The following is a 17,783-nucleotide window of genomic DNA, read 5'->3' on the forward strand; positions in this document are numbered from 1 at the left end:
CGATTTGAGGCTATCTGCTCCTTTCTGGTATTATGCCTCTCCATCCTGGGTGCGTCGATCCACACGACCGCGGGCGCCGTCGGGAACATCGCCGAGGACCCGCAGACCCGCGGGGTGCGCACACACCACCGCGTCGCCGAGTTCGTCGGTCTCCTGCAGCCACCGGCCCACCGCTCTATGATCACCCTGGAGCAGCGCCTCAGCCGCGGATGCGTATCACTCTCGACCTTGCCTTTACCCGGCGGGTGGAGCGGTGGTGCGGCGGGTGACGAGGGTGGGGGAGAGCTTGACCTGGGTGGACGGCCGTGTCTGGTCGGCGATCCTGTCCAGCAGCAGGCGGGCGGCGTTGGCGCCGATCTGGCGGCCGGCTTGGTCGACGCTGGTCAGGGAGATGGGGCGGAAGGCGGCGAAGGTGGTGTTGTCGTAGCCGGCCACGGAGATGTCCTCGGGGACGCGCAGGCCCGCCTCGGCGATGGCGTCGAGGACGCCCATGGCGACGATGTCAGCGCCGGCGAAGATGGCGGTGGGGCGGACCGGGCGGGCGAGCAGCTGCTGAGCGCCGAGATAGCCGCCTTCCTGGGTGTAGCTGGTGGAGGCGATGTCGATGTGGTCGGCCAGGCCGCGGGCGTGCATGGCGTGTCGGTATCCGGCGGCGCGGATGGCGTTGGGCATCTCGGCGAGGCGGTCGAGATCGGTTTCGTGGTGGTCGATGTGGGCGATCCGCTGGTGGCCGAGGTCGGCCAGGTGGTCGACGATGAGCGCGGCGCCGGTGAAGTCGTCGTCGGCGACGGTGTCGTAGGCGCGGGAGCGGCCGTGCCGTCCGACGACAATGGTGGGCATGGTGCTCGCGACCTGTTCGAGGTAAGCGCGTGAGGAGATCGGCGCGATGAGCACCAGGCCGTCCATGCTGCGGTCGATCATGGCGTGGGTGACCTTGGCTTCGGCTTTCTCCTCGTTGCAGGAGGCCCCGAGCAGGACCTGGTAGTCGGTGTCGGCGAGGTGCTCGGTGAGGCCGTCGAGGATCTGGGCGAAGAACGGGTTGATGATGTTCGGCAGCGTCACGCCGATGGTGTAGGTCTGGCCGCGCATGCCCCGCGCGGCGGCGTTGGGCCGGTAGCCAAGCTCGGCGATGGCCTGACGGACCCGGGCCTGCATCTTCGGGCTGACCCCGTAGGCGTTGCGCAGCACCTTGGAGACTGCGGTGATGGAGACCTGGGCGTGCTCGGCGACGTCCACGATGGTGACCCGCCGGGCCGGTGCTGAGCCCTTTGTCATTCGACATCCCCGGAGAGCTGGCAGGAAGCGTTACCTCGGGAGTGTAATCGGTTCTCGCACCTGGTCGTCGGTTCCTGCCTCAACGTCCAAGGATCAGCTCCTAAGGTCCGGCGATACTTTCTGGAAAACGTTACACGGCTGTCTCGGCTTCTTGTTTATGCGCTGGCGCGGCGGATTCTGCGTACTCCTTCAGCGTGGTGGCCATCCCGGGCGGCGATCGGGTGGTGAATGGGGTACGGCCGACAACGCCCTAGCGTCCCCGCTATCTAAGGAACAGTAGGTATGGCCTTATCTAAGCGTCGGTAGGTAAGCTGCTCTCGTTGCCGGCTCCACCGCTTCGTGGCTGGCCGTGTTCGCACCTGCCCCCGCGACGCCGGCCCACCGCAAGACTCGAAGGAGAGCACTTTGCCGGAAATGCCCCTTCCCGATGGGTTCGTTCTCGGCGCTGCCACAAGTGCCTACCAGATCGAGGGAGCCTGGAACGTAGACGGCAAAGCCCCGTCGATCTGGGACACGTTCACCTCTCTGCCGGGCAAGACGGAAGGTGGCGTGAGCGGGCGCGATGGCGTCGATCACTACCGCCGGTTCGCCGAGGACATCCGCCACATGCAGGCCATCGGCCTGGACAGCTACCGGTTCTCGCTGAGCTGGGCACGGCTGCCGCCCGAGGGCACCGGGCCGGTCAACCAGGCGGGTGTGGACTTCTATGACCGGCTCATCGACGCTTTGCTGACCGCCGGGATACAGCCGAACGTCACGCTCTACCACTGGGATCTTCCTCAGGCGCTGCAGGACCGTGGTGGATGGCCCAACCGCGAGGTCATCGACTGGTTCGAGGAGTACGCGGCGCTGGCCTTCGACCGGTACGGCGACCGGGTGCCGTTGTGGGCCACGCTCAATGAGCCCATTGCTGCGGCTGGAGCCCCCGTCTACGTGCCCGCCTCGACGCCGAAGGACTGACCCCACCGTCCAGCCTGACGACTTCGCGCTGGCCGCCGAACCCATCGACTTCCTAGGCGTCAATGTCTACTCACGGGTCGTCGTCGACGCGCAGAACTTCAACCCGTACTGGTGGACGACGCCCGAGGAAAACCGGCTACCGGGAGGGAACTACCTCGCCAACGGCCAGGAATTCCACCCGGGGGCCGTCAGCGACGCCGCCCGCCTGCTGCGTACCGAGTACGGCCTGACCATCCCCCTCTACGTCACTGAGAACGGGTACGCCGACCGTGCTGAAACGATGGTCGACGGCCGGGTTCACGACGCCGACCGGATCGCCTACCTGGCCGGCTTTCTCCAGGAGGCTCTCCGCGCTGCCGCCGACGGAGTGGACATCCGGGGTTACTACGTCTGGTCCCTGCTGGACAACTACGAGTGGACGGCGGCGTACACCGCGCGATTCGGCCTCATCCGCGTGGACACCGCCGACATGGCCCGGGTTTGGAAAGACTCCGCGTCTTGGTTTCAGCGCCTGTGCGCGACCCGCACACTGACCTTCGAAGAATGACTATGAGTGATCTGATCGGACTCCAGCAGATGGCGAACACCAACGCCCCGGCTGAACCCAACTCGGGCAAGGCGAGTCGCAGTCGGCCACGACGACGTCTCAAGCCCGAACAACGACGCGCCGAGATCCTGGAAGCCACGATGACCCTGCTGGCGGAAAAGGGCTACCGGGGGCTGACTTTGGCCGACGTCGCCAAGCACCTCGACATCACCGTTCAGGCCGTCCTGCACTACTTCCCCTCCAAGGAGGCGCTGCTGCTCGATGTCCTCGACTGGCGCGACCAGGTCGACATCCATACCGTCTCCCCGTCCGATCGTCACGTGCGCACCGCCGCCGAGTACGTCGAGGCGGTGGATCGGCTCGTGCAGCGGAACGCACGACGCCCGGAAATCATCCGCCTCTACACCGTTCTGTCCGCGGAGTCGCTGGACCCCGTCCATCCCGCCCATGACTTCTTCAACGACCGGCTGCAACGGGCGATAGCCACGCTCGCTGAACGCGCTGAGGCCTGGCACCCGGAGCCGGAGCAGCTCGCACTGCAAACCATCTCCGTACTCGACGGACTGCAACTGCACTGGCTGCGCGACCCCACGATCGACCTCGTGCAGCAATGGCGCACGTGGGCCGCCGGCACGCTCGGCCAAACCGCGACCCACACCACGGCGGCCACTCCACCGGTCGTTCACCCTTGACAGGGAGCGCTGCGGGGAAGCGTCGGGCAGGGCGCGGACAGCTTTTGCTGATGCGGGCCGGCCAGAAAGAACCGCGGCGCGCGCCTGCTGGTGGCATACATGGTGATCACAGGACTGGGCGGGGGCATCTTCGCGACGCTCGCGGCACCGTTCGTGGCCGATGTGCTCGGCGGAAAAGTGGACGCGTACGGGCTGTTCCTGTCGGCGCAGGCAGTCGGCGGGATCGCCGGCGGTCTGGCGCTCGCCGCACGCCCGGGGAACGCCACACCGCGAGCGCTGTTCGGGATGGCGCTGGCGGGCGTGCTCGGCGAACGGCTCGGCATTGCCCCAACGCTCTGCCTGCACGCCGGCGGGCTGACTACGGCGGGACTGCTCGTCATGGTGAAATCAGAACGTCATACCCCTTGACCCGCGATGACATGTGCTTATACCGCCCTCTTCGCGATTCGCTGTCCAACGTCTTCTCTGATCTCGAACCGATCTCTCGGTTCCTCAAGATCACACATGGAGTTCGAAGACGCCTGCTGAGGCTGTCGGCCCCGTCGCCACTTAGCCGGACGCTGAACATTTCAGGACCGGTGATCGTCGACGTTGGCAAGCGCGATGCGGCACAGACCGAGCAGTACGTCCGGGAACGGTTGCAGGGTCTGCTCGGCCATGTGGGCTGAAGGCATGATTCCGCCGTCTCATTCAGGAGAGGCGATTCCTCGGGTCCGATGATGGCCGCTTGGTGCCGCCTATCGCGTGTCGGCGGTGGGCGGGTTCTCGGTGACATGGGGGGTGTTCAGGGTCTGCCTTGACCGCGGATCAGCCTCATCCGGCGGCCGTACCGGTGGCGGCCGATGAATCGCCAGCCCAAGCGGGCGGAAAGGGGTAGTTCGCCGATGAGGTGGGCGCGTTCGTCCGCGGTGGCCTCTTCGAGGAGGGCGCCGAGAAGGTACGGTGCTCTGCCTTCGCTGGGGAAGGTGGTGAACGCGTTGCGGATCTCCTCCCATTCCGCGACGGTGATGTGCTGCTCGAGCAAGGGGAGGACATGGGTCTCCTCCTCGTCAAGGTGGTCGAGCAGAGCGGCGCGGTGACCGACGAGGGCCAGCGCGATCTCGTCTCGGACCTGGGCCGCCGCCGTCTGCTCCCAGTCGGACAACAGTTCGCCGATCCTCTCCAAGCCGGCTGCGAGCTGTTCGTGCTGTGCTTCCATGTGCAGGACCAGGTCGGCCTCCAGGTCCACCCGCGCCAGCAACTTGGGCCAGAGGAGGTCGTCCTCTGCCGAATGATGGTGGTGCAGTACCAGCGCGTAGGCGCGGAAGTGCGCGGCGAGGACGCGTGCGCGGGGGATGTCTCGTGGGCCCGCCGCGGTGACGGCTTCGGCCAGCGTCCGTGACTCCCTGCGGAACACTCTGTGGACGATGCGCATGTCGTGAGCGTTCGGCGGTGCCTGATCTGTCATGGCCGTCATGTCTCCTCCCGGGGGTGCGGACGGGCGTTCGGTAGCCGTCCTCACTGCCTACTCTCTCCAGATCGCTTGGATTCGTCTTGAGGAGCACTTGGGAGATGGATCCGGGACACCTACGATGTTCTGCGTGCTCATCTTTGTCCCGAAACGGGCGTTTCCTGGTGCGTTGTGCGACCGGCCCTCGGCCGGTAGCCGGTCTTCTGTACGTTCGGCCGGGTTCGTTCGGTGACGATCCGGATCCGAGTGCTTGGCACGTTCCATGCTGATGTGAAGGGAACGCCCGTCCAACTCGGGGGGCCGCTCCAGCGTGCGGTCCTGGTGCGGCTCGTGCTCGCCAGAGGCGACGTCGTGTCCGTGGATCGGCTGATCGAGGATTTGTGGCGGGACGAGCCTCCGCCCCGGGCCACGGCGGCGCTTCAGTCGTACGTGTCGCACCTGCGGCGTGCCGTAGAGCCGGACCGGCCGCCGCGTGCTCTGGCTCGTGTGCTGGTCAGCGCCGCCCCGGGGTACGCCGTGCGGCTGGACGACGACGCGGTTGACGCATGGCGGTTCGAACGGCTCGTCCGCGCGGCGCGGGAGCGGGCTCACGACGAGCCCTCTCACGCGCGGTCTCTTCTCTCGGACGCGCTGGGCCTTTGGAATGGAGGAGCGTTCGCGGAGGTGGCGGACGAGGAGTGGGCCGTCGCCGAAGTGGCACGGCTGGAGGAACTCAGGCTGAGCGCTCGTGAGCTGTTCGTGACGATGATGCTCCGGTCCGCACCCGCAGCCGACGCCGTTCCGGCGGCTGAAGTGCTCACCCGTCAGCAACCGCTGCGCGAAGAGGGCTGGCGGCTGCTCGCGCTGGCCTTGTGGGGCAGCGACCGCCAGGCCGACGCGCTGAATGCGCTGCGCCGCGCCCGCCGCACGCTGGCCGACGAGGTCGGCATCGATCCCGGGCCCGCGCTGGTGGAGCTGGAGGAGGCCGTTCTCGGCCAGCGCATGGAGGTGCTTCATGCCTCCGTCGCGCGGCGGTCCGCCAGTGTGGCCCCACCGGATTCGCCTGACGCGCCTGCGGAGGACGCCACGCGGCACACCGCGGGCGCCAGGCCGCTGTTCGTGGGGCGGGTGGGCGAGCTGGCCGCGCTCACGGAGGCGGCACGCGACGTGCTCGCCGGAACGCGCAGGATCGCGCTCCTGACGGGAGAGCCGGGGGCGGGAAAGTCGGCGCTGCTGGACCACCTGCAAGACGGCCTGGATCCCGCGAAATGGCTGGTGAGCGTGGGACGCTGTCCGGAGACGGAAGGCGCGCCCCCGGCATGGGCCTGGTTGGAGGTCCTGCGTCCGCTGGCGGATCGCTTTCCTCCGGGTGAGCACGAGAGGACGCTGTCCCCTCTTCTGGGCGAGGCGCCGCTGATCGAGGATGACGCCTCGGCCGGACGCTTCCGGCTCCATCGTGCGGTGTGCGCCTGGTTGCGCACGATCGTCCAGGACGGATCGGGTCGTGCGCTGGCGATCGTGCTGGATGATCTCCACAGGGCCGACGCGGAGACCCTCGCCCTGCTCGGAGCGGTTGTCCAGCAGCTGGCCAACGCCCGCATCCTGCTGATCGCCGCCTACCGCCACTCGGACATCACGGAAGCGCAGGAGGACCTCCTCGCCGCGGTCGCCCGGCACTCCCCGATGCGGCTGCAGCTCGACGGCCTGCCCGCGGGCGACGTCGAGAGGCTCGTGACGTCCATCTGCGACCGGCCCGTGGATGACCGGACGCTCGCCTCGCTGGCCGAGCGCACCGGCGGAAATCCGTTCTATGTCTGGGAGACCGCACGGCTGCTGGCCAGCGAGGGAACGCTGTCGACGGTGCCCCAGGGCGTGCGGGACGTGCTGCGTCGCCGCCTGGCGCGGCTTCCGGCGGCAGCGGTGAGCGTGCTGCGCCTGGCCGCGGTAGTCGGCCGCGAAGCGGACGTCGAGGCCCTGGTCAACGCCGCGGACAGCGACGAGGACGGGGTCCTCGACGCGCTGGAGGCCGGAGTGTTCTCCGGTCTGCTGACGGAGCCGTCACCGGGGCGGGTCAGGTTCGTGCACGCCATCGTGCGCGACACGCTCTACCAGGATCTTTCCCAGGTACGGCGGACGCGCATGCACGCGCGGGCCGCGGACGCGCTACGGGCGCTCCACCCGGACGAGCCGACCGCCCTCGCCTACCACTACGCGCGGGCGGCGACATCGGCCACGGCAGCGCCGGCCGTGCACTATTCGGTCCTGGCCGCGAAGCTCGCCACCCGGCGATACGCCCACGACACGGCCGTCGAACAGCTGACCCAGGCACTGGACTGCTTCGAGCGCGTCACCGAGCCGGGCGACCACGACGCTCGGCGCGTCGAGCTGCTCGGCATGCTCGTCAGGGCGCACGCCCGCGCCGGAGCCATCACCACGGCCCACGCCACGCGGCAACGGGCCATCCGGATCGCCGAGAAGTCCGGCAGGGACGAGCTGCTGGTGGCCGCCTGCACGTCATGGATCGAGGCCGCGCCCTGGCAGACCCGTCCCTATGGCGTGGTGGACACGCATGCCTTGGGCCTGCTCTCGCGGCTCCTCCGCCGTACCGACCTGGAGCCGGTCACGCGGTGCCGCCTCCTGGAAGTATTCGTCTGCGAGCTCAACGGAGAAGGCGACCCCCGGAGCGCCACCGCGGCACGCGAGGCGGCCGAACTGGCACGCGATCTCAACGACCCGGCGACAACGGCGCTGAGCCTCACTCTCCTGATCAAGGAGGCCGACTACGAGCGCGAGTCCGACCTCCGCTCCGCCCTCGCCGAGCAGCTGGCCGCGCTGGCCAAAGAGCACGAACTGATCGCCTTCGGGTGGTTCGCCGAGTTGACCCTCGCCACGGTGGCGGGCGCCCGCGGCGACAAGAAGGCGCTGCTGGCCCGGGTCGAGCGTGGCACCAAGCTCGCACGGACGTACCAGATGCGGGAGTGGCAGATCGTCACGATGTGTGCTCAGGCCATGCTCTCCCATATCGCCGGGCGACTCGACGAGGCCGAGAGACTGTACGGCGCGGTGTACGAGCAGATGCGGCGGGACGGATCGATCCACGCTCATACCGTCCACGGGCTTGCGATGATCAGCATCCGGATCAGCGAGGGCCGGATCGACGAGTTCGAGCCGATGCTGCGGAGAATGTACGAGTCCGCGGGCCCGTTCGTCGCCGACGCGCTGGCTCTTTCCCTGGCCGCCGCCGGACGGCTGGACGAGGCCAGGGCCGTGCGCGCCGATCTCCCGCCCCTGCGCCGGGACTTCTATCAGTCCGTGTTCGCCACGCTGCGCACGATGGCCGTGGTCGCGCTGGGCGAGCGTGCCGAGGCCGAGGATCTCATGGAGATGCTTCTCCCGCTCCGCGACGTGTTGGCCGGAGGCGCGGCCCTGTCGGTGGTGATGCGCCCGGTGGCGCACTCGCTGGGCGAACTCGCCCTCCTTCTCGGGCGCGACGAGGAGGCGGCCGGGCACTTCGCCCATGCGGTCGAGGTCGCGCGTCGCTGGGAAGCGCCGCTTTGGGAACGCGAGGCACTCAGGCGCTGCCACGATCTGCGCCACTGACCCACACACCTGCCGGACAGCCGGCCCCATCTCAAGTCCCTTCCATGACGTTCGCAACTGGCCCAACGCACCATAGGGCCGAACAGCGAATGAAAGGGACAATCATGATCGATCATGCAGCTCTCCGGCGTGCGGTGCGTGGAGAGGTCCTGGTCCCCGGCGACGCGGGCTTCGAGGCCGCCGGCCTGCCCTGGAACCGCGTCGTCGACCAGCGGGTCCGCGCCGTGGTCGAGGTCGAGGACGCGGCAGACGCGGCGGCCCTCGTCGCCTACGCGGCATCGGTGGGCCTCGGCGTCGCCGTCCAGCCGACGGGACACGGCGCGTCGTCCGGCCTGGACGGACAGATCCTTGTGCGCACCGGCCGGATGTGCGGTGTGGAGATCCGGCCGCAGGAGCGGCTGGCCCGGGTCGAGGCGGGCGCCAAGTGGGGCGAGGTGCTGGCCGCGGCGGCCAAGCACGGGCTCACCGGGCTGGCCGGCAGTTCCCCCGTGGTCTGCGCGACGGGCTTCACCCTCGGGGGTGGGCTCAGCTGGTTCGGGCGCGCGCACGGCCTGGCCGCCAACAGCGTGCGCGCCCTGGACATCGTGGACGCCAGCGGGGCGCGGGCACGAGTCACGGCGGACTCAGACCCCGAGCTGTTCTGGGCGCTGCGCGGCGGCGGCGGTGACTTCGCGATGGTGACCGCGATGGAGATCGACCTCTATCCGGCGCCGAGCCTGTACGGGGGCCGCTGCCTGTGGCCGATCAGCCGCGCGGAGGAGGTCATGTCGGCCTTCCGCGAGATCACCGCCGAGGCGCCGGATGAGCTGAGCCTGTGGTTCACCCTGTTCCAATTCCCTCCGCTGGAGGAGCTGCCGCCGCCGCTGCGCGGCATGGCCGCGGTCGCCGTGGACGTCGCCTTCCTGGGCGAGCCGGCCACCGGTCAGGCGCTGACGCGACCGCTGGAGCGGATCGCCGGGAGTATCCTCGATACCCGCGGGCCGCTGCCTGTGGACGAGCTGGGCACCATCTGCGCTGAGCCGACCGAGCCCATGCCGATGATGTACTCCGCGCAGTTGCTGGCCGAATTCGGGGACGAGGCGGCGGCGACCCTGCTGTCGGCCGCCGGGCGCGAAACCGTCGGGCCGTTGCTCTTCGTACAGGTGCGCCATCTCGGCGGCGCGTTCGGCCGCGCCACCCCTACCGCGGGGGCGTGCGGGCACATCGCCGAGCCGTACGTGCTGGGCATGCTCGGCGTGCCCGCCACGCCCGAGCTCGCGACCGCGGTGAAGGAACGCCAGGTCGCCGTGTCGGAGGCGATGGCACCGTATACGAGTGGCCGCAAGCCGTTCACCTTCCTGGGGGAGGAGGAAAGGGCCGCGGCGGCGTTCCCCGAGGACGAGCTGGCCAGACTGCGCGACATCAAGCGCCGTCGCGACCCCGGCGGAGTCTTCCGCAGCAACTTCCCCGTCCTCGCCTGACGACTGTGGCCTTCCGGCGTGCGGCACGGGATCCGCAACACGGTGATCCCGTCAAGGAGTCCGTCATGCGCGCCTGGGCACCGATCCGAACCCCTCCATCCGGTCGCCGGTCGGAAGTCATCGGCGGATTTGATCTCCTGGGCGCGTGGTGATTCGAAAGGCATCAACGAAGCTCGGCTTAGAGCTCCATGCCCCGATGGGCGGCTGCCGTGAGCTTGCTCGGCGGCTCTGATCTGTGCGGAATGGCCGTGCCGCCACACCTGTCTGCATGACGTGCTTTCGCTCACGCTTGCGCCTGAAGATGATCGACTACTGCGTGGCGTTGATCGATGGCGTCATCGACAAGTCCGGCCGCGATTTCGGCGGGATGAGCGGCGGTGCCCGCGCTGCTGAGCGTGTCGCCGAGACGTTGGCGCAGCTGCCGCCTGACGCGAGTCCAGTGGAGGCGGTCGAGGCCATGACGTCGGCATTGATGACGCTGCGCCGGGAGTGGTCTATCGCGGCCGATGACCTTCTGGCGCCCGCTGCTGTCGCGGCGGTGGCGTGGCCGCGACAGCAGGGCGGTGTGGCGCGTGGGCGACGTCCACATTGCCATCGGCTGCGGGTCCAGCGGCCACGTTCGGTGGCGCCATCAGGTCGGCGACAAGTTGATCGACACCGTGCCGGCCGGCACTCGCGCCGCCTACCTTCACTGTCTGCTCATTCAGGGGCAACGCGTGGAGGACTTGGCTGCCGCCGATCCGGGGCGGGCGCTGATTCGGCCGGTGCTGGAACGCCAGGCCGCGTTAGCGAACCGGGACGACGCCGGGCCTTTCGGGTATGGCCTGCTGGACGGCCGTCCGATACCGGAGCGGTTCATTGAAACGTTCCCGTTGCCCGACGCCACCCGAAGGTCGGTTTGGTGTTGTCGATGCCGAGCGGCTCGTCGTACCGGCCGTCGACCTGGAGGTTCACTACGTGCACGTTGGGCTGTCCGGTTCCGTGCCCGGATGCGGGCGCAGAGGTCAACGCCTGCGACGCCAGGGTCACGCACACCCCTACTCCCGCCGGCACGCGCCGGCGATACCTGGGGGTTGACACTGGTGCCTCCCTTGCCGCCGGCCACCCTTCAGGCGCCGGCGTGCTTCCTGCGTCTGATCCGTCGTGCTGGTGCTGCCGTGGGGCGGCCCCGCCGCACCCGTGTGCGCGGGGTGCGGTGGGCCCTGTGGCGCCTGGGTGGGGTGGCCCCGCCGGTGGTGGCAGCACCGGCGGGGCGGGGAGCGGTGCGAGTGGGTTATGAGCCGGCCTTGTAGTCGGCGTCCATAGTTTTGAGAACCTTGTCCGGAGTGGACTGGTTGGTGAAGATCTCCTGGATTCCGGTGATCATGTTGTCCGCGACCTTGGGGTTGGGCCAGAGCTGGTCCATGAACGGCACGGTCCGGCCCTCGCCGATGTACTTCTGGAGTTCGGCCAGGGACGGGTCGCCCGTGTACCCGGTGTCCGGAACCGATGGGAGGCTGCCCTGCTTCTTGTTGAACACGGTCATGCCTTCAGGCGACATGATGAAATCGACGAACTTGATCGCCAGTTCCTTGTTCTTGGCCTTGGCGTTGACGCCGTAGCCGGCGCCGGCCGCGGCGGGCATGATGAACGTTGCCGGGTCGTCGGTGGCCGGCAGCGACTTCAGCACGAAGGTGCCGTTCGGGTTCTTGCCCTTGAGCAGGGCCACCACCCAGTTGCCCTGGATCCCGCGCGGTCACGTCCGATGCGGACAACTCGCCCGGATAGCCGTCGACCTCCAGATACCGGAAGCGCTGGTTGACCATCGGGTCGGAGCACTCGAAACGGCCGGTGAACGGGGTGTCGTTGTGCAGCATGCGCGCCCGGGGCCTGGCCGACCACATCGACATCGCCTCCACCAGCTACACCCAGGAAGGCGGCTATCTCGGCACCCAGCAACTCCTCGCGCGCCCCGAGCGGCCGACCGCCATCTTCGCCGGCGCGGACATCGTCGCCTTGGGCGCGCTCGACGCGATCGCCGAAGCCGGCCTGCGCGTCCCCGAGGACATCTCCGTCGCCGGCTACGACAACACGACCTTCGCCGCCTTCCGGCTCATCTCTCTGACCAGCGTCGACCAGGCCGGCTACCAGATCGGCGCCAACGCCGCCCGCCTCCTGCTCGATCGCATCGCCGACCGCAACCGGCCCGCCGCGCAGATCAAGCTCACCCCCACCCTGGTCACCCGCCGTACCACAGCCCCACCCAGCGCCCAGCGGCACACCTGACGCCCCAGTCGACCACCGCCCGTGCCACTCACCACTTCCGCCGCGAGCCGGCTACAGAAACGCCGGCCCGGCCAAGCTCTCATTGGTGAGCGCCAGGTCAGCGTCTTGCACAGACAGCGCGATCCTGGTCAGTCTGCCCAGAGTTCCAGTCCAGTAGGTACGCCATGTCGCCGTTGTCACGCTCGGGAGCCTCGCACGGCGGCGCCCGGTGCCCTGATCAACACCGATGGGTAATGTTACCTGCGCAGACCGCCAATGAACGTACTCCGCCGCCCTCTAGCAGGGATCTCGCTAGGAATCGTTTCCCAAGGACCCCTTGACCGCCCTCACCGATACGCCTACGTTAACGACCATCACTCCCGCGTAAAACGTTTCAATCTTCCGGAGGGTGTCGTGTCGTCCTCTCTCCGCATGCCTGAGCCGCCTGGATGCCCGTCGCGATCTAGCGCTGCGACGGGTCGCTTGTGCGACGGCCGGTCGCCTGCGGCACCGCAGGGTGACAAGTTTCGCCCGTTCGCGCAGCCCGCAGGTACGCGATCGGACCCCGCCGGAACGCCGTCCCACAGCCGGGCCGGCCCCGACCTCGACACCTCTTCGCTGACATCTCTCGTCCAGTCATAAGCCCACCCCCAGACCCGCGTGAAGGTCGGAGGTGAAGATGAGTGTTCACATGAACATGTTGCGGACGCCGCGCAGGATGGCGCTGCTCGCCGTTTGTGCGGTGATGCTGGCCTTGCTTGCCGGCACCGGAACGTCTCCGGCCGAGGCCGCCGGCGATACCTACAGCGGGCACGAACGGAGCCGGTCGTTCAACAAGGACTGGCGGTTCGCACTGGTCAACTCCGCGGACACAACCGATCCAACGGGGGCGTACGCGGAGGCGGCGTCCGTGGGGTACGACGACTCGGCGTGGCGCACGCTTGACGTGCCGCACGACTGGAGCATCGAGCTGCCCAGAACCAACGTCGCCGGCGCCGGGACTGACGCGGGCAGCGGCTGGGCGCCGGGTGGTCCGGGCTGGTACCGCAGGACGTTTACGCTGCCGAAGTCGATGACCGGCAAGCGGATCTCGCTGGAGTTCGACGGCGTGGCCATCCAACAACCCGCCTCGTTACCGGGAACAACCACGATCACCGTCCCATCCGAGGACGGCACCAAGACACAGACCTACTCGGCCGGACTTGGCCGTCCGTCACGACCTGCCGTGCCGCCCGTGAGCGGCGCCCGTGTCCCGGCATGAAGCCGCCATGAACGCGCGGTGTGGTGCCGGCGACCTCGTCACCGGCACCGCGCTCACCCTCGCCGCGTCAGACGTCCTGATCCTCTCCACCGCAGAGGCATAGTCATGGCACAAGGAGCAGACATGCGAATCCGCACACTCGGCAAAACCGGGCTGCACGTGACCGAGCTGTGCGTGGGCACCAGCGCGCTCGGCAGCAACCCAAAGACCTACGGCTACGAGGTGGCAGAACACACGGCGCTGGAAACGCTGCGCCGGGTGTTCCAAGGACCGATCACCTTCCTCGACACCTCGAACGAGTACGGCCAGAACGGCTCCAGCGAGCGCCTGATCGGCACCGTCCTACGCGAACTCGGCGGCGTGCCCGACGGTTTCCTGGTAGCGACCAAAGTGGACCCGGACTCGACCGGCGACTTCTCCGGCCGACGGGTACACGCCTCCGTGCGGGAGAGCCGGGAACGGCTGGATCTGGACCACCTGCCGCTGGTCTACCTGCACGACCCGGAGCGTATCTCCTTCTCGGAGGCCACAGCACCCGGCGGGCCGGTCCAGGCCATGCGCGAACTCCAGGCGGACGGCGTCATCGGCCACCTCGGCGTCGCCGGCGGTCCCATCGAGCTACTGCGCCGGTATGTGGACACCGGGGTGTTCGAGGTGGTCATCACGCACAACCGGTTCACGCTGCTGGACCGGTCGGCAGGGCCGCTGCTGGACGACTGCGCGGCCGCCGGAGTCGCCGCCGTCAACGCCGCACCGTTCGCCAGCGGCCTGCTCGCCAAAGGCCCGAACCACACCGACCGCTACTTTTACGGATCCGCGCCGCCGCAGATCATCGAGGCGGCCGAACGGGTCCAGGCCGTATGCGACCGGCATGACGTACCACTGGCCGCCGCAGCGCTGCAGTTCTCCATGCGTGATTCCCGCATCACATCGACCGTCGTCGGCATCACCCGGCCAGAGCGAGTCGAGCAGACGGTCCAGCACGCCCAGCATCCGATTCCGGACTCGCTGTGGCACCAGATTCACCCTGCGCCCGAAGAAGTCTGGCTCTCGTGAGCACGACGTCCGGCTGTATCGCCAGCAGCCCCGGACCACTTCTTGTTGTGGTCGGCCCGCCGCGGAACTGGGGAGCCAGGCTCGAGAAACAGGTTGGCTGCGCCAGGAATTCCAGAGCGCACACCATATGCGCTCTCCCGAAGGAGGAGGTCTGATGGAAAGTTCTGGGATGAACCGCAGGACGATGATAGGCCGGTCGCTATCCGTGGCCGGCATGGCCGTGCCGTTCCCGGCACTCTTGCGGGGCACTGAGAGGACGGACGAGGCGGCAACCCGTTACGGCAAGGTGCGCGGGAGACGCGAGGACGGCATCGTCAAGTTTCTCGGCGTTCCCTACGCCACCCCGCCGCTCGGCGAACTCCGATTCAAGGCCCCGAGGCCGCCCCGACGGTGGTCCGGCGTGCGCGACACGGTGGCCTTTCCGAACCCGGCGTTCCAGGCGGCGGGTAACGAGATGGGCCCCAACGGCAATGGCCGGATGCCGGCACCCTCCGAAGACTGCCTCTACCTCAACATCTGGACCCCCGCCGCGGACTGCGAGCGCCGGCCGGTGATGTTCTACAACCACGGCGGCGGCTACATGATCGGCTCCGGCTCGGCCACGGGGCAGGACGGCACCCGTCTGGCGCAGCTGTACGACGTGGTGGTGGTCGAGTCCAACCACCGGCTCGGCCTGTTGGGCTACCTGTTTCTGGGCGATCTGGCAGGCGGCGACTACGCCGCCAACCAGGGGATGCTGGACATCCTCGCGGCGCTGCGCTGGACCAGGGAGAACATCGAAAACTTCGGGGGCGACCCCGACAACATCATGGTCTGGGGCGAGAGCGGCGGCGGCGCCAAGACCGCGGCCATCTACACCATGCCGGCCGCCGCGCCGCTGTTCCACAAGGCCTCGATCGAAAGCGCCGCGCCGCTGCGCTTCCCTACCCGCGAAGGCGCTACCGCTCGGGCTAAGCGCACGCTCGAGCTATTGGGACTGACCACGGTGGACATTCGCAAGCTGCATGAGATTCCGGCCGAGAGGCTGCTGCAGATCCAGCAGTCCGAAGCCGCGAACGGCGTCGCGCCTTGGGGCGACCCCGACCCGCTCCCTGGCTTCGGCGCCTTCGTCGACGGCGCCATCATCCCGCGGCACCCCTTCGCCGATGGCGTCGCGTCCTTCTCTGCCGGCAAGCCGCTGATGTGCGGCACATGCCGCGATGAGACGGTGTTCTTCAGTCTCTTCGGGCCGCCCGACATCTTCCGCATCGACGAGGCCGGCCTACGCAGCAGGCTCAGTAGCACGTATCAGGGCGCCGAGCTCGACCAGATCATCAACACGTTCCGCACCTCGCGGCCCGACGCGACGCCGGCACAGCTCTACTTCGCGATCACCACCTCGCCGATCTGGCGCGACGCGATAAAGCTCGCGGAAGCGAAGGTGGCGCAGCGCGCCGCGCCCGTGTACATGTACCAGCTCGCCTACAAGAACCCGACCCTGGTGCCCGGCACCGACTTCCCCCTCGGCTCGCCGCACGCATCAGACATCAACCTCAAATTCGCCAACACCGACAAGAACCTTGACTTCTTCCTCTACGCAGATCAGTCGCCGGGGCGGCTGGCGACCGCGCGGCACATGAGCGGACTGTGGGCGGGCTTCGCCCGCAAGGGCCGTCCCACCGCGAAAGACGTGCCTACATGGCCCGCCTACACCCTGAAGAACCGTGCCACCATGTGGCTCGACGCCGAATGCAAGATCGTCAACGATCCGGACAAGGACGAAAGGCTGTTCTGGCAAAACCGCGACTGAGTCGCCTACGTACTCGCCGTGCCGTGTAACCAGAAGACCCAGCCGAGGGTGGCACGCCCGCGCCGACGCCCTTGCCGCGGCCAGCCCGCGGCGCGAGAGCTTCGCTCGTGGCTCGGCGGCACGGGTGGTGTCCTGGCGCCACACGTGCCCGCAGCCGCCGCACCGGTAACGGCGGATCGTGACCGGCAGCGTCGTGGGACGCCACCCGAACGGCTCGTGAGCAAGGCGCCTGGCCACGGTGTCCCGCGGCGATCCCTGCGACCCGCAGCGCCGGCACCACTGGTCAGGTTCAACGACACGGCAGGCGACCTCTATCGGGCCCTCGACGCGCCGAACCATGACCGCCCGGCCTCGACGTCACAGTCCGTCCACCCCGCGTGTGAAGAGCCGGAAAAGTGATCACCCTGGGTGAACAAACGTTGCCTGGATTCTCGAGCCTCGGGCGCAACCTCGGTCTTTGGGGGCCGGTGATCGTCCGGTGGCGTTTGGCCTGTCAGGCGCGATCGTGGAGAGTGATCTGGTAGCCGTCGGGGTCGGCGAAGGTGAATGTCCGACCGAAGGGGCCGTCGATCGGTGCGGAGACGATGGTGTGGCCGTCGGCGACCAGAGCATCGTGAATGGCTTGGACGTCTGTGGCGTGGAGCCAGATCGCGGCACCGATGCCGGGTTGAGCAGCGGATGCGAGATCGGTGCCGGGAACGATGTCGCGGAGTGCGAACGCGATCGGCTTCGTCTCGAAGACGACGGCGTGCGGAGGTCCGGTCTGCGAGCGGACGAGGCCGAGGTACTGCTCGTAGAACGCCTGCGAAGCGTCGAGGTCGCGCGCTTGGAGCGAGATGAAGTCGGGGCCGGTGGCGGGCATGATGATACTCCTTCTCTTCGTGTCAGTTTTCTGACACAGGCGAAGATATGTCAGAATACTGACATGAGTCAAAACGGTGTCGGCGTCGACCTGGAGACGTCACTGGGCTACCTGCTGAAAGAGGCGTCGAGCGCCCTCCGCGCTGCCATGGAGGAGGTGCTGCGGCCGCTCGGGATGAGCGTGACGCACTACTCCTGCCTCGAGCTGCTGGCTCAACGACCGGGCTTGTCGAACTCCGAGCTCGCGCGGGGCGCGTTCGTGACCCGGCAGACGATGAACGTGCTGCTCCAGGCCCTGGAACGAGACGGCTACGTGACCAGGCCTGCGGAGGCACCCGTCGGGAAGGTTCTTCCCACGCGGCTCACGCCTCGCGGCCGACGGAGCCTCGAGAAGGCGACCGTAGCGGTCCGGTCCGTCGAGGTCAGAATGCTGGCCGGCATGACCGAGACCGAACAGTCAGACGCGTTCCGGATCCTGCGGAGCATGATCCATTCCCTGGGCGATGGCAACGACGGTGCATAGCTCGTTCCCGGCGCACGTCTCGTCGCGCTCGGATGCCGAGCGTGAAATCCGTGCTGGCGACCTCGAAAACCGACTGCTCTGGATCT

16 protein-coding genes and 1 pseudogene are annotated in these 17,783 nt (G+C 68.2%); 12 read left to right on the forward strand and 5 right to left on the reverse strand.

The features are described 5' to 3' along the window. Positions 1-234: 234 nt before the first annotated feature. Positions 235-1,275, reverse strand: coding sequence for a LacI family DNA-binding transcriptional regulator (locus ACIBX3_RS58620; protein WP_397129544.1), 1,041 nt, complete (start codon positions 1,273-1,275; stop codon positions 235-237). A gap of 414 nt (positions 1,276-1,689) precedes the next feature. Between ACIBX3_RS58620 and ACIBX3_RS58625 the strand changes: the two genes are divergently transcribed. The 5 genes from ACIBX3_RS58625 to ACIBX3_RS58645 all read left to right on the forward strand — a co-directional run bounded on the left by ACIBX3_RS58625 (position 1,690) and on the right by ACIBX3_RS58645 (position 4,142). Next, positions 1,690-2,235, forward strand: a complete 546-nt coding sequence (locus ACIBX3_RS58625; protein WP_397129545.1) for a glycoside hydrolase family 1 protein — start codon at positions 1,690-1,692, stop codon at positions 2,233-2,235. Beyond that, on the forward strand, positions 2,174-2,782 hold the full coding sequence (locus ACIBX3_RS58630) for a family 1 glycosylhydrolase (protein ID WP_397129546.1): 609 nt from the start codon (positions 2,174-2,176) through the stop codon (positions 2,780-2,782). Before ACIBX3_RS58625 ends, ACIBX3_RS58630 begins: the two co-directional genes overlap by 62 nt. A gap of 2 nt (positions 2,783-2,784) precedes the next feature. After that, the gene (locus ACIBX3_RS58635; protein ID WP_397129548.1) at positions 2,785-3,474 is read left to right on the forward strand and encodes a TetR/AcrR family transcriptional regulator; all 690 of its coding nucleotides are present in this window, start codon (positions 2,785-2,787) and stop codon (positions 3,472-3,474) included. Between the two features lie 99 nt (positions 3,475-3,573). Continuing rightward, positions 3,574-3,882, forward strand: coding sequence for a hypothetical protein (locus ACIBX3_RS58640; protein ID WP_397129549.1), 309 nt, complete (start codon positions 3,574-3,576; stop codon positions 3,880-3,882). Next, the gene (locus ACIBX3_RS58645; protein WP_397129550.1) at positions 3,879-4,142 is read left to right on the forward strand and encodes a hypothetical protein; all 264 of its coding nucleotides are present in this window, start codon (positions 3,879-3,881) and stop codon (positions 4,140-4,142) included. The genes ACIBX3_RS58640 and ACIBX3_RS58645 overlap by 4 nt, the downstream gene beginning before the upstream one ends. 116 nt (positions 4,143-4,258) lie before the next feature. Here ACIBX3_RS58645 and ACIBX3_RS58650 read toward each other — a convergent pair whose 3' ends face one another. Next, complete coding sequence (locus ACIBX3_RS58650; protein ID WP_397129551.1) at positions 4,259-4,921, reverse strand: hemerythrin domain-containing protein; 663 nt, start codon at positions 4,919-4,921, stop codon at positions 4,259-4,261. Between the two features lie 273 nt (positions 4,922-5,194). On the opposite strand from ACIBX3_RS58650, the gene ACIBX3_RS58655 reads away from it, so the two are divergent. Together ACIBX3_RS58655 and ACIBX3_RS58660 are read left to right on the forward strand one after the other, a co-directional pair. Further along, on the forward strand, positions 5,195-8,503 hold the full coding sequence (locus ACIBX3_RS58655) for a BTAD domain-containing putative transcriptional regulator (RefSeq protein WP_397129552.1): 3,309 nt from the start codon (positions 5,195-5,197) through the stop codon (positions 8,501-8,503). Positions 8,504-8,607: 104 nt separating this feature from the next. After that, positions 8,608-9,963, forward strand: a complete 1,356-nt coding sequence (locus ACIBX3_RS58660; protein ID WP_397129553.1) for an FAD-binding oxidoreductase — start codon at positions 8,608-8,610, stop codon at positions 9,961-9,963. A 1,273-nt stretch (positions 9,964-11,236) separates the two neighbouring features. Here ACIBX3_RS58660 and ACIBX3_RS58665 read toward each other — a convergent pair. Then, complete coding sequence (locus tag ACIBX3_RS58665) at positions 11,237-11,689, reverse strand: extracellular solute-binding protein (RefSeq protein WP_397129573.1); 453 nt, start codon at positions 11,687-11,689, stop codon at positions 11,237-11,239. A gap of 71 nt (positions 11,690-11,760) precedes the next feature. Here ACIBX3_RS58665 and ACIBX3_RS58670 point away from each other — a divergent pair, with 71 nt between their 5' ends. The 4 genes from ACIBX3_RS58670 (at position 11,761) to ACIBX3_RS58685 (ending at position 16,313) form a co-directional block, all read left to right on the forward strand. Then, a complete protein-coding gene (locus ACIBX3_RS58670; RefSeq protein WP_397129555.1) occupies positions 11,761-12,228 on the forward strand; it encodes a substrate-binding domain-containing protein in 468 nt (155 codons plus the stop codon). A 658-nt stretch (positions 12,229-12,886) separates the two neighbouring features. Further along, complete coding sequence (locus ACIBX3_RS58675; RefSeq protein WP_397129556.1) at positions 12,887-13,468, forward strand: sugar-binding domain-containing protein; 582 nt, start codon at positions 12,887-12,889, stop codon at positions 13,466-13,468. Positions 13,469-13,591: 123 nt separating this feature from the next. Further along, positions 13,592-14,524 (forward strand): aldo/keto reductase, encoded by a 933-nt coding sequence (locus ACIBX3_RS58680; protein ID WP_397129558.1) that lies wholly within the window; start codon positions 13,592-13,594, stop codon positions 14,522-14,524. A 169-nt stretch (positions 14,525-14,693) separates the two neighbouring features. Then, on the forward strand, positions 14,694-16,313 hold the full coding sequence (locus ACIBX3_RS58685) for a carboxylesterase/lipase family protein (RefSeq protein WP_397129559.1): 1,620 nt from the start codon (positions 14,694-14,696) through the stop codon (positions 16,311-16,313). A gap of 81 nt (positions 16,314-16,394) precedes the next feature. Here ACIBX3_RS58685 and ACIBX3_RS58690 read toward each other — a convergent pair. Beyond that, positions 16,395-16,622, reverse strand: a pseudogene (locus ACIBX3_RS58690) (ISL3 family transposase); the annotation flags it as partial. A 184-nt stretch (positions 16,623-16,806) separates the two neighbouring features. Next, positions 16,807-17,175 carry a VOC family protein gene (locus ACIBX3_RS58695; RefSeq protein ID WP_153262873.1) on the reverse strand — a complete coding sequence of 123 codons (369 nt, stop codon included), beginning with the start codon at positions 17,173-17,175 and terminating at the stop codon, positions 16,807-16,809. Positions 17,176-17,238: 63 nt separating this feature from the next. Between ACIBX3_RS58695 and ACIBX3_RS58700 the strand changes: the two genes are divergently transcribed. Then, positions 17,239-17,697, forward strand: coding sequence for a MarR family winged helix-turn-helix transcriptional regulator (locus tag ACIBX3_RS58700; protein ID WP_397129560.1), 459 nt, complete (start codon positions 17,239-17,241; stop codon positions 17,695-17,697). Positions 17,698-17,783 lie beyond the last annotated feature (86 nt).

The sequence above is a fragment of the Nonomuraea sp. NPDC049480 genome (assembly GCF_044465905.1).
Lineage (GTDB): Bacteria > Actinomycetota > Actinomycetes > Streptosporangiales > Streptosporangiaceae > Nonomuraea.

Excerpts from the sequence above, each read along its gene's own strand:
- ACIBX3_RS58620 (WP_397129544.1), bottom strand. The coding sequence starts at position 1,275 with ATGACAAAGGGCTCAGCACCGGCCCGGCGGGTCACCATCGTGGACGTC.
- ACIBX3_RS58625 (WP_397129545.1), top strand. The coding sequence starts at position 1,690 with ATGCCCCTTCCCGATGGGTTCGTTCTCGGCGCTGCCACAAGTGCCTAC.
- ACIBX3_RS58630 (WP_397129546.1), top strand. The coding sequence starts at position 2,174 with ATGAGCCCATTGCTGCGGCTGGAGCCCCCGTCTACGTGCCCGCCTCGA.
- ACIBX3_RS58635 (WP_397129548.1), top strand. The coding sequence starts at position 2,785 with ATGAGTGATCTGATCGGACTCCAGCAGATGGCGAACACCAACGCCCCG.
- ACIBX3_RS58640 (WP_397129549.1), top strand. The coding sequence starts at position 3,574 with ATGGTGATCACAGGACTGGGCGGGGGCATCTTCGCGACGCTCGCGGCA.
- ACIBX3_RS58650 (WP_397129551.1), bottom strand. The coding sequence starts at position 4,921 with ATGACAGATCAGGCACCGCCGAACGCTCACGACATGCGCATCGTCCAC.
- ACIBX3_RS58660 (WP_397129553.1), top strand. The coding sequence starts at position 8,608 with ATGATCGATCATGCAGCTCTCCGGCGTGCGGTGCGTGGAGAGGTCCTG.
- ACIBX3_RS58675 (WP_397129556.1), top strand. The coding sequence starts at position 12,887 with ATGAGTGTTCACATGAACATGTTGCGGACGCCGCGCAGGATGGCGCTG.
- ACIBX3_RS58680 (WP_397129558.1), top strand. The coding sequence starts at position 13,592 with ATGCGAATCCGCACACTCGGCAAAACCGGGCTGCACGTGACCGAGCTG.
- ACIBX3_RS58685 (WP_397129559.1), top strand. The coding sequence starts at position 14,694 with ATGAACCGCAGGACGATGATAGGCCGGTCGCTATCCGTGGCCGGCATG.
- ACIBX3_RS58695 (WP_153262873.1), bottom strand. The coding sequence starts at position 17,175 with ATGCCCGCCACCGGCCCCGACTTCATCTCGCTCCAAGCGCGCGACCTC.
- ACIBX3_RS58700 (WP_397129560.1), top strand. The coding sequence starts at position 17,239 with ATGAGTCAAAACGGTGTCGGCGTCGACCTGGAGACGTCACTGGGCTAC.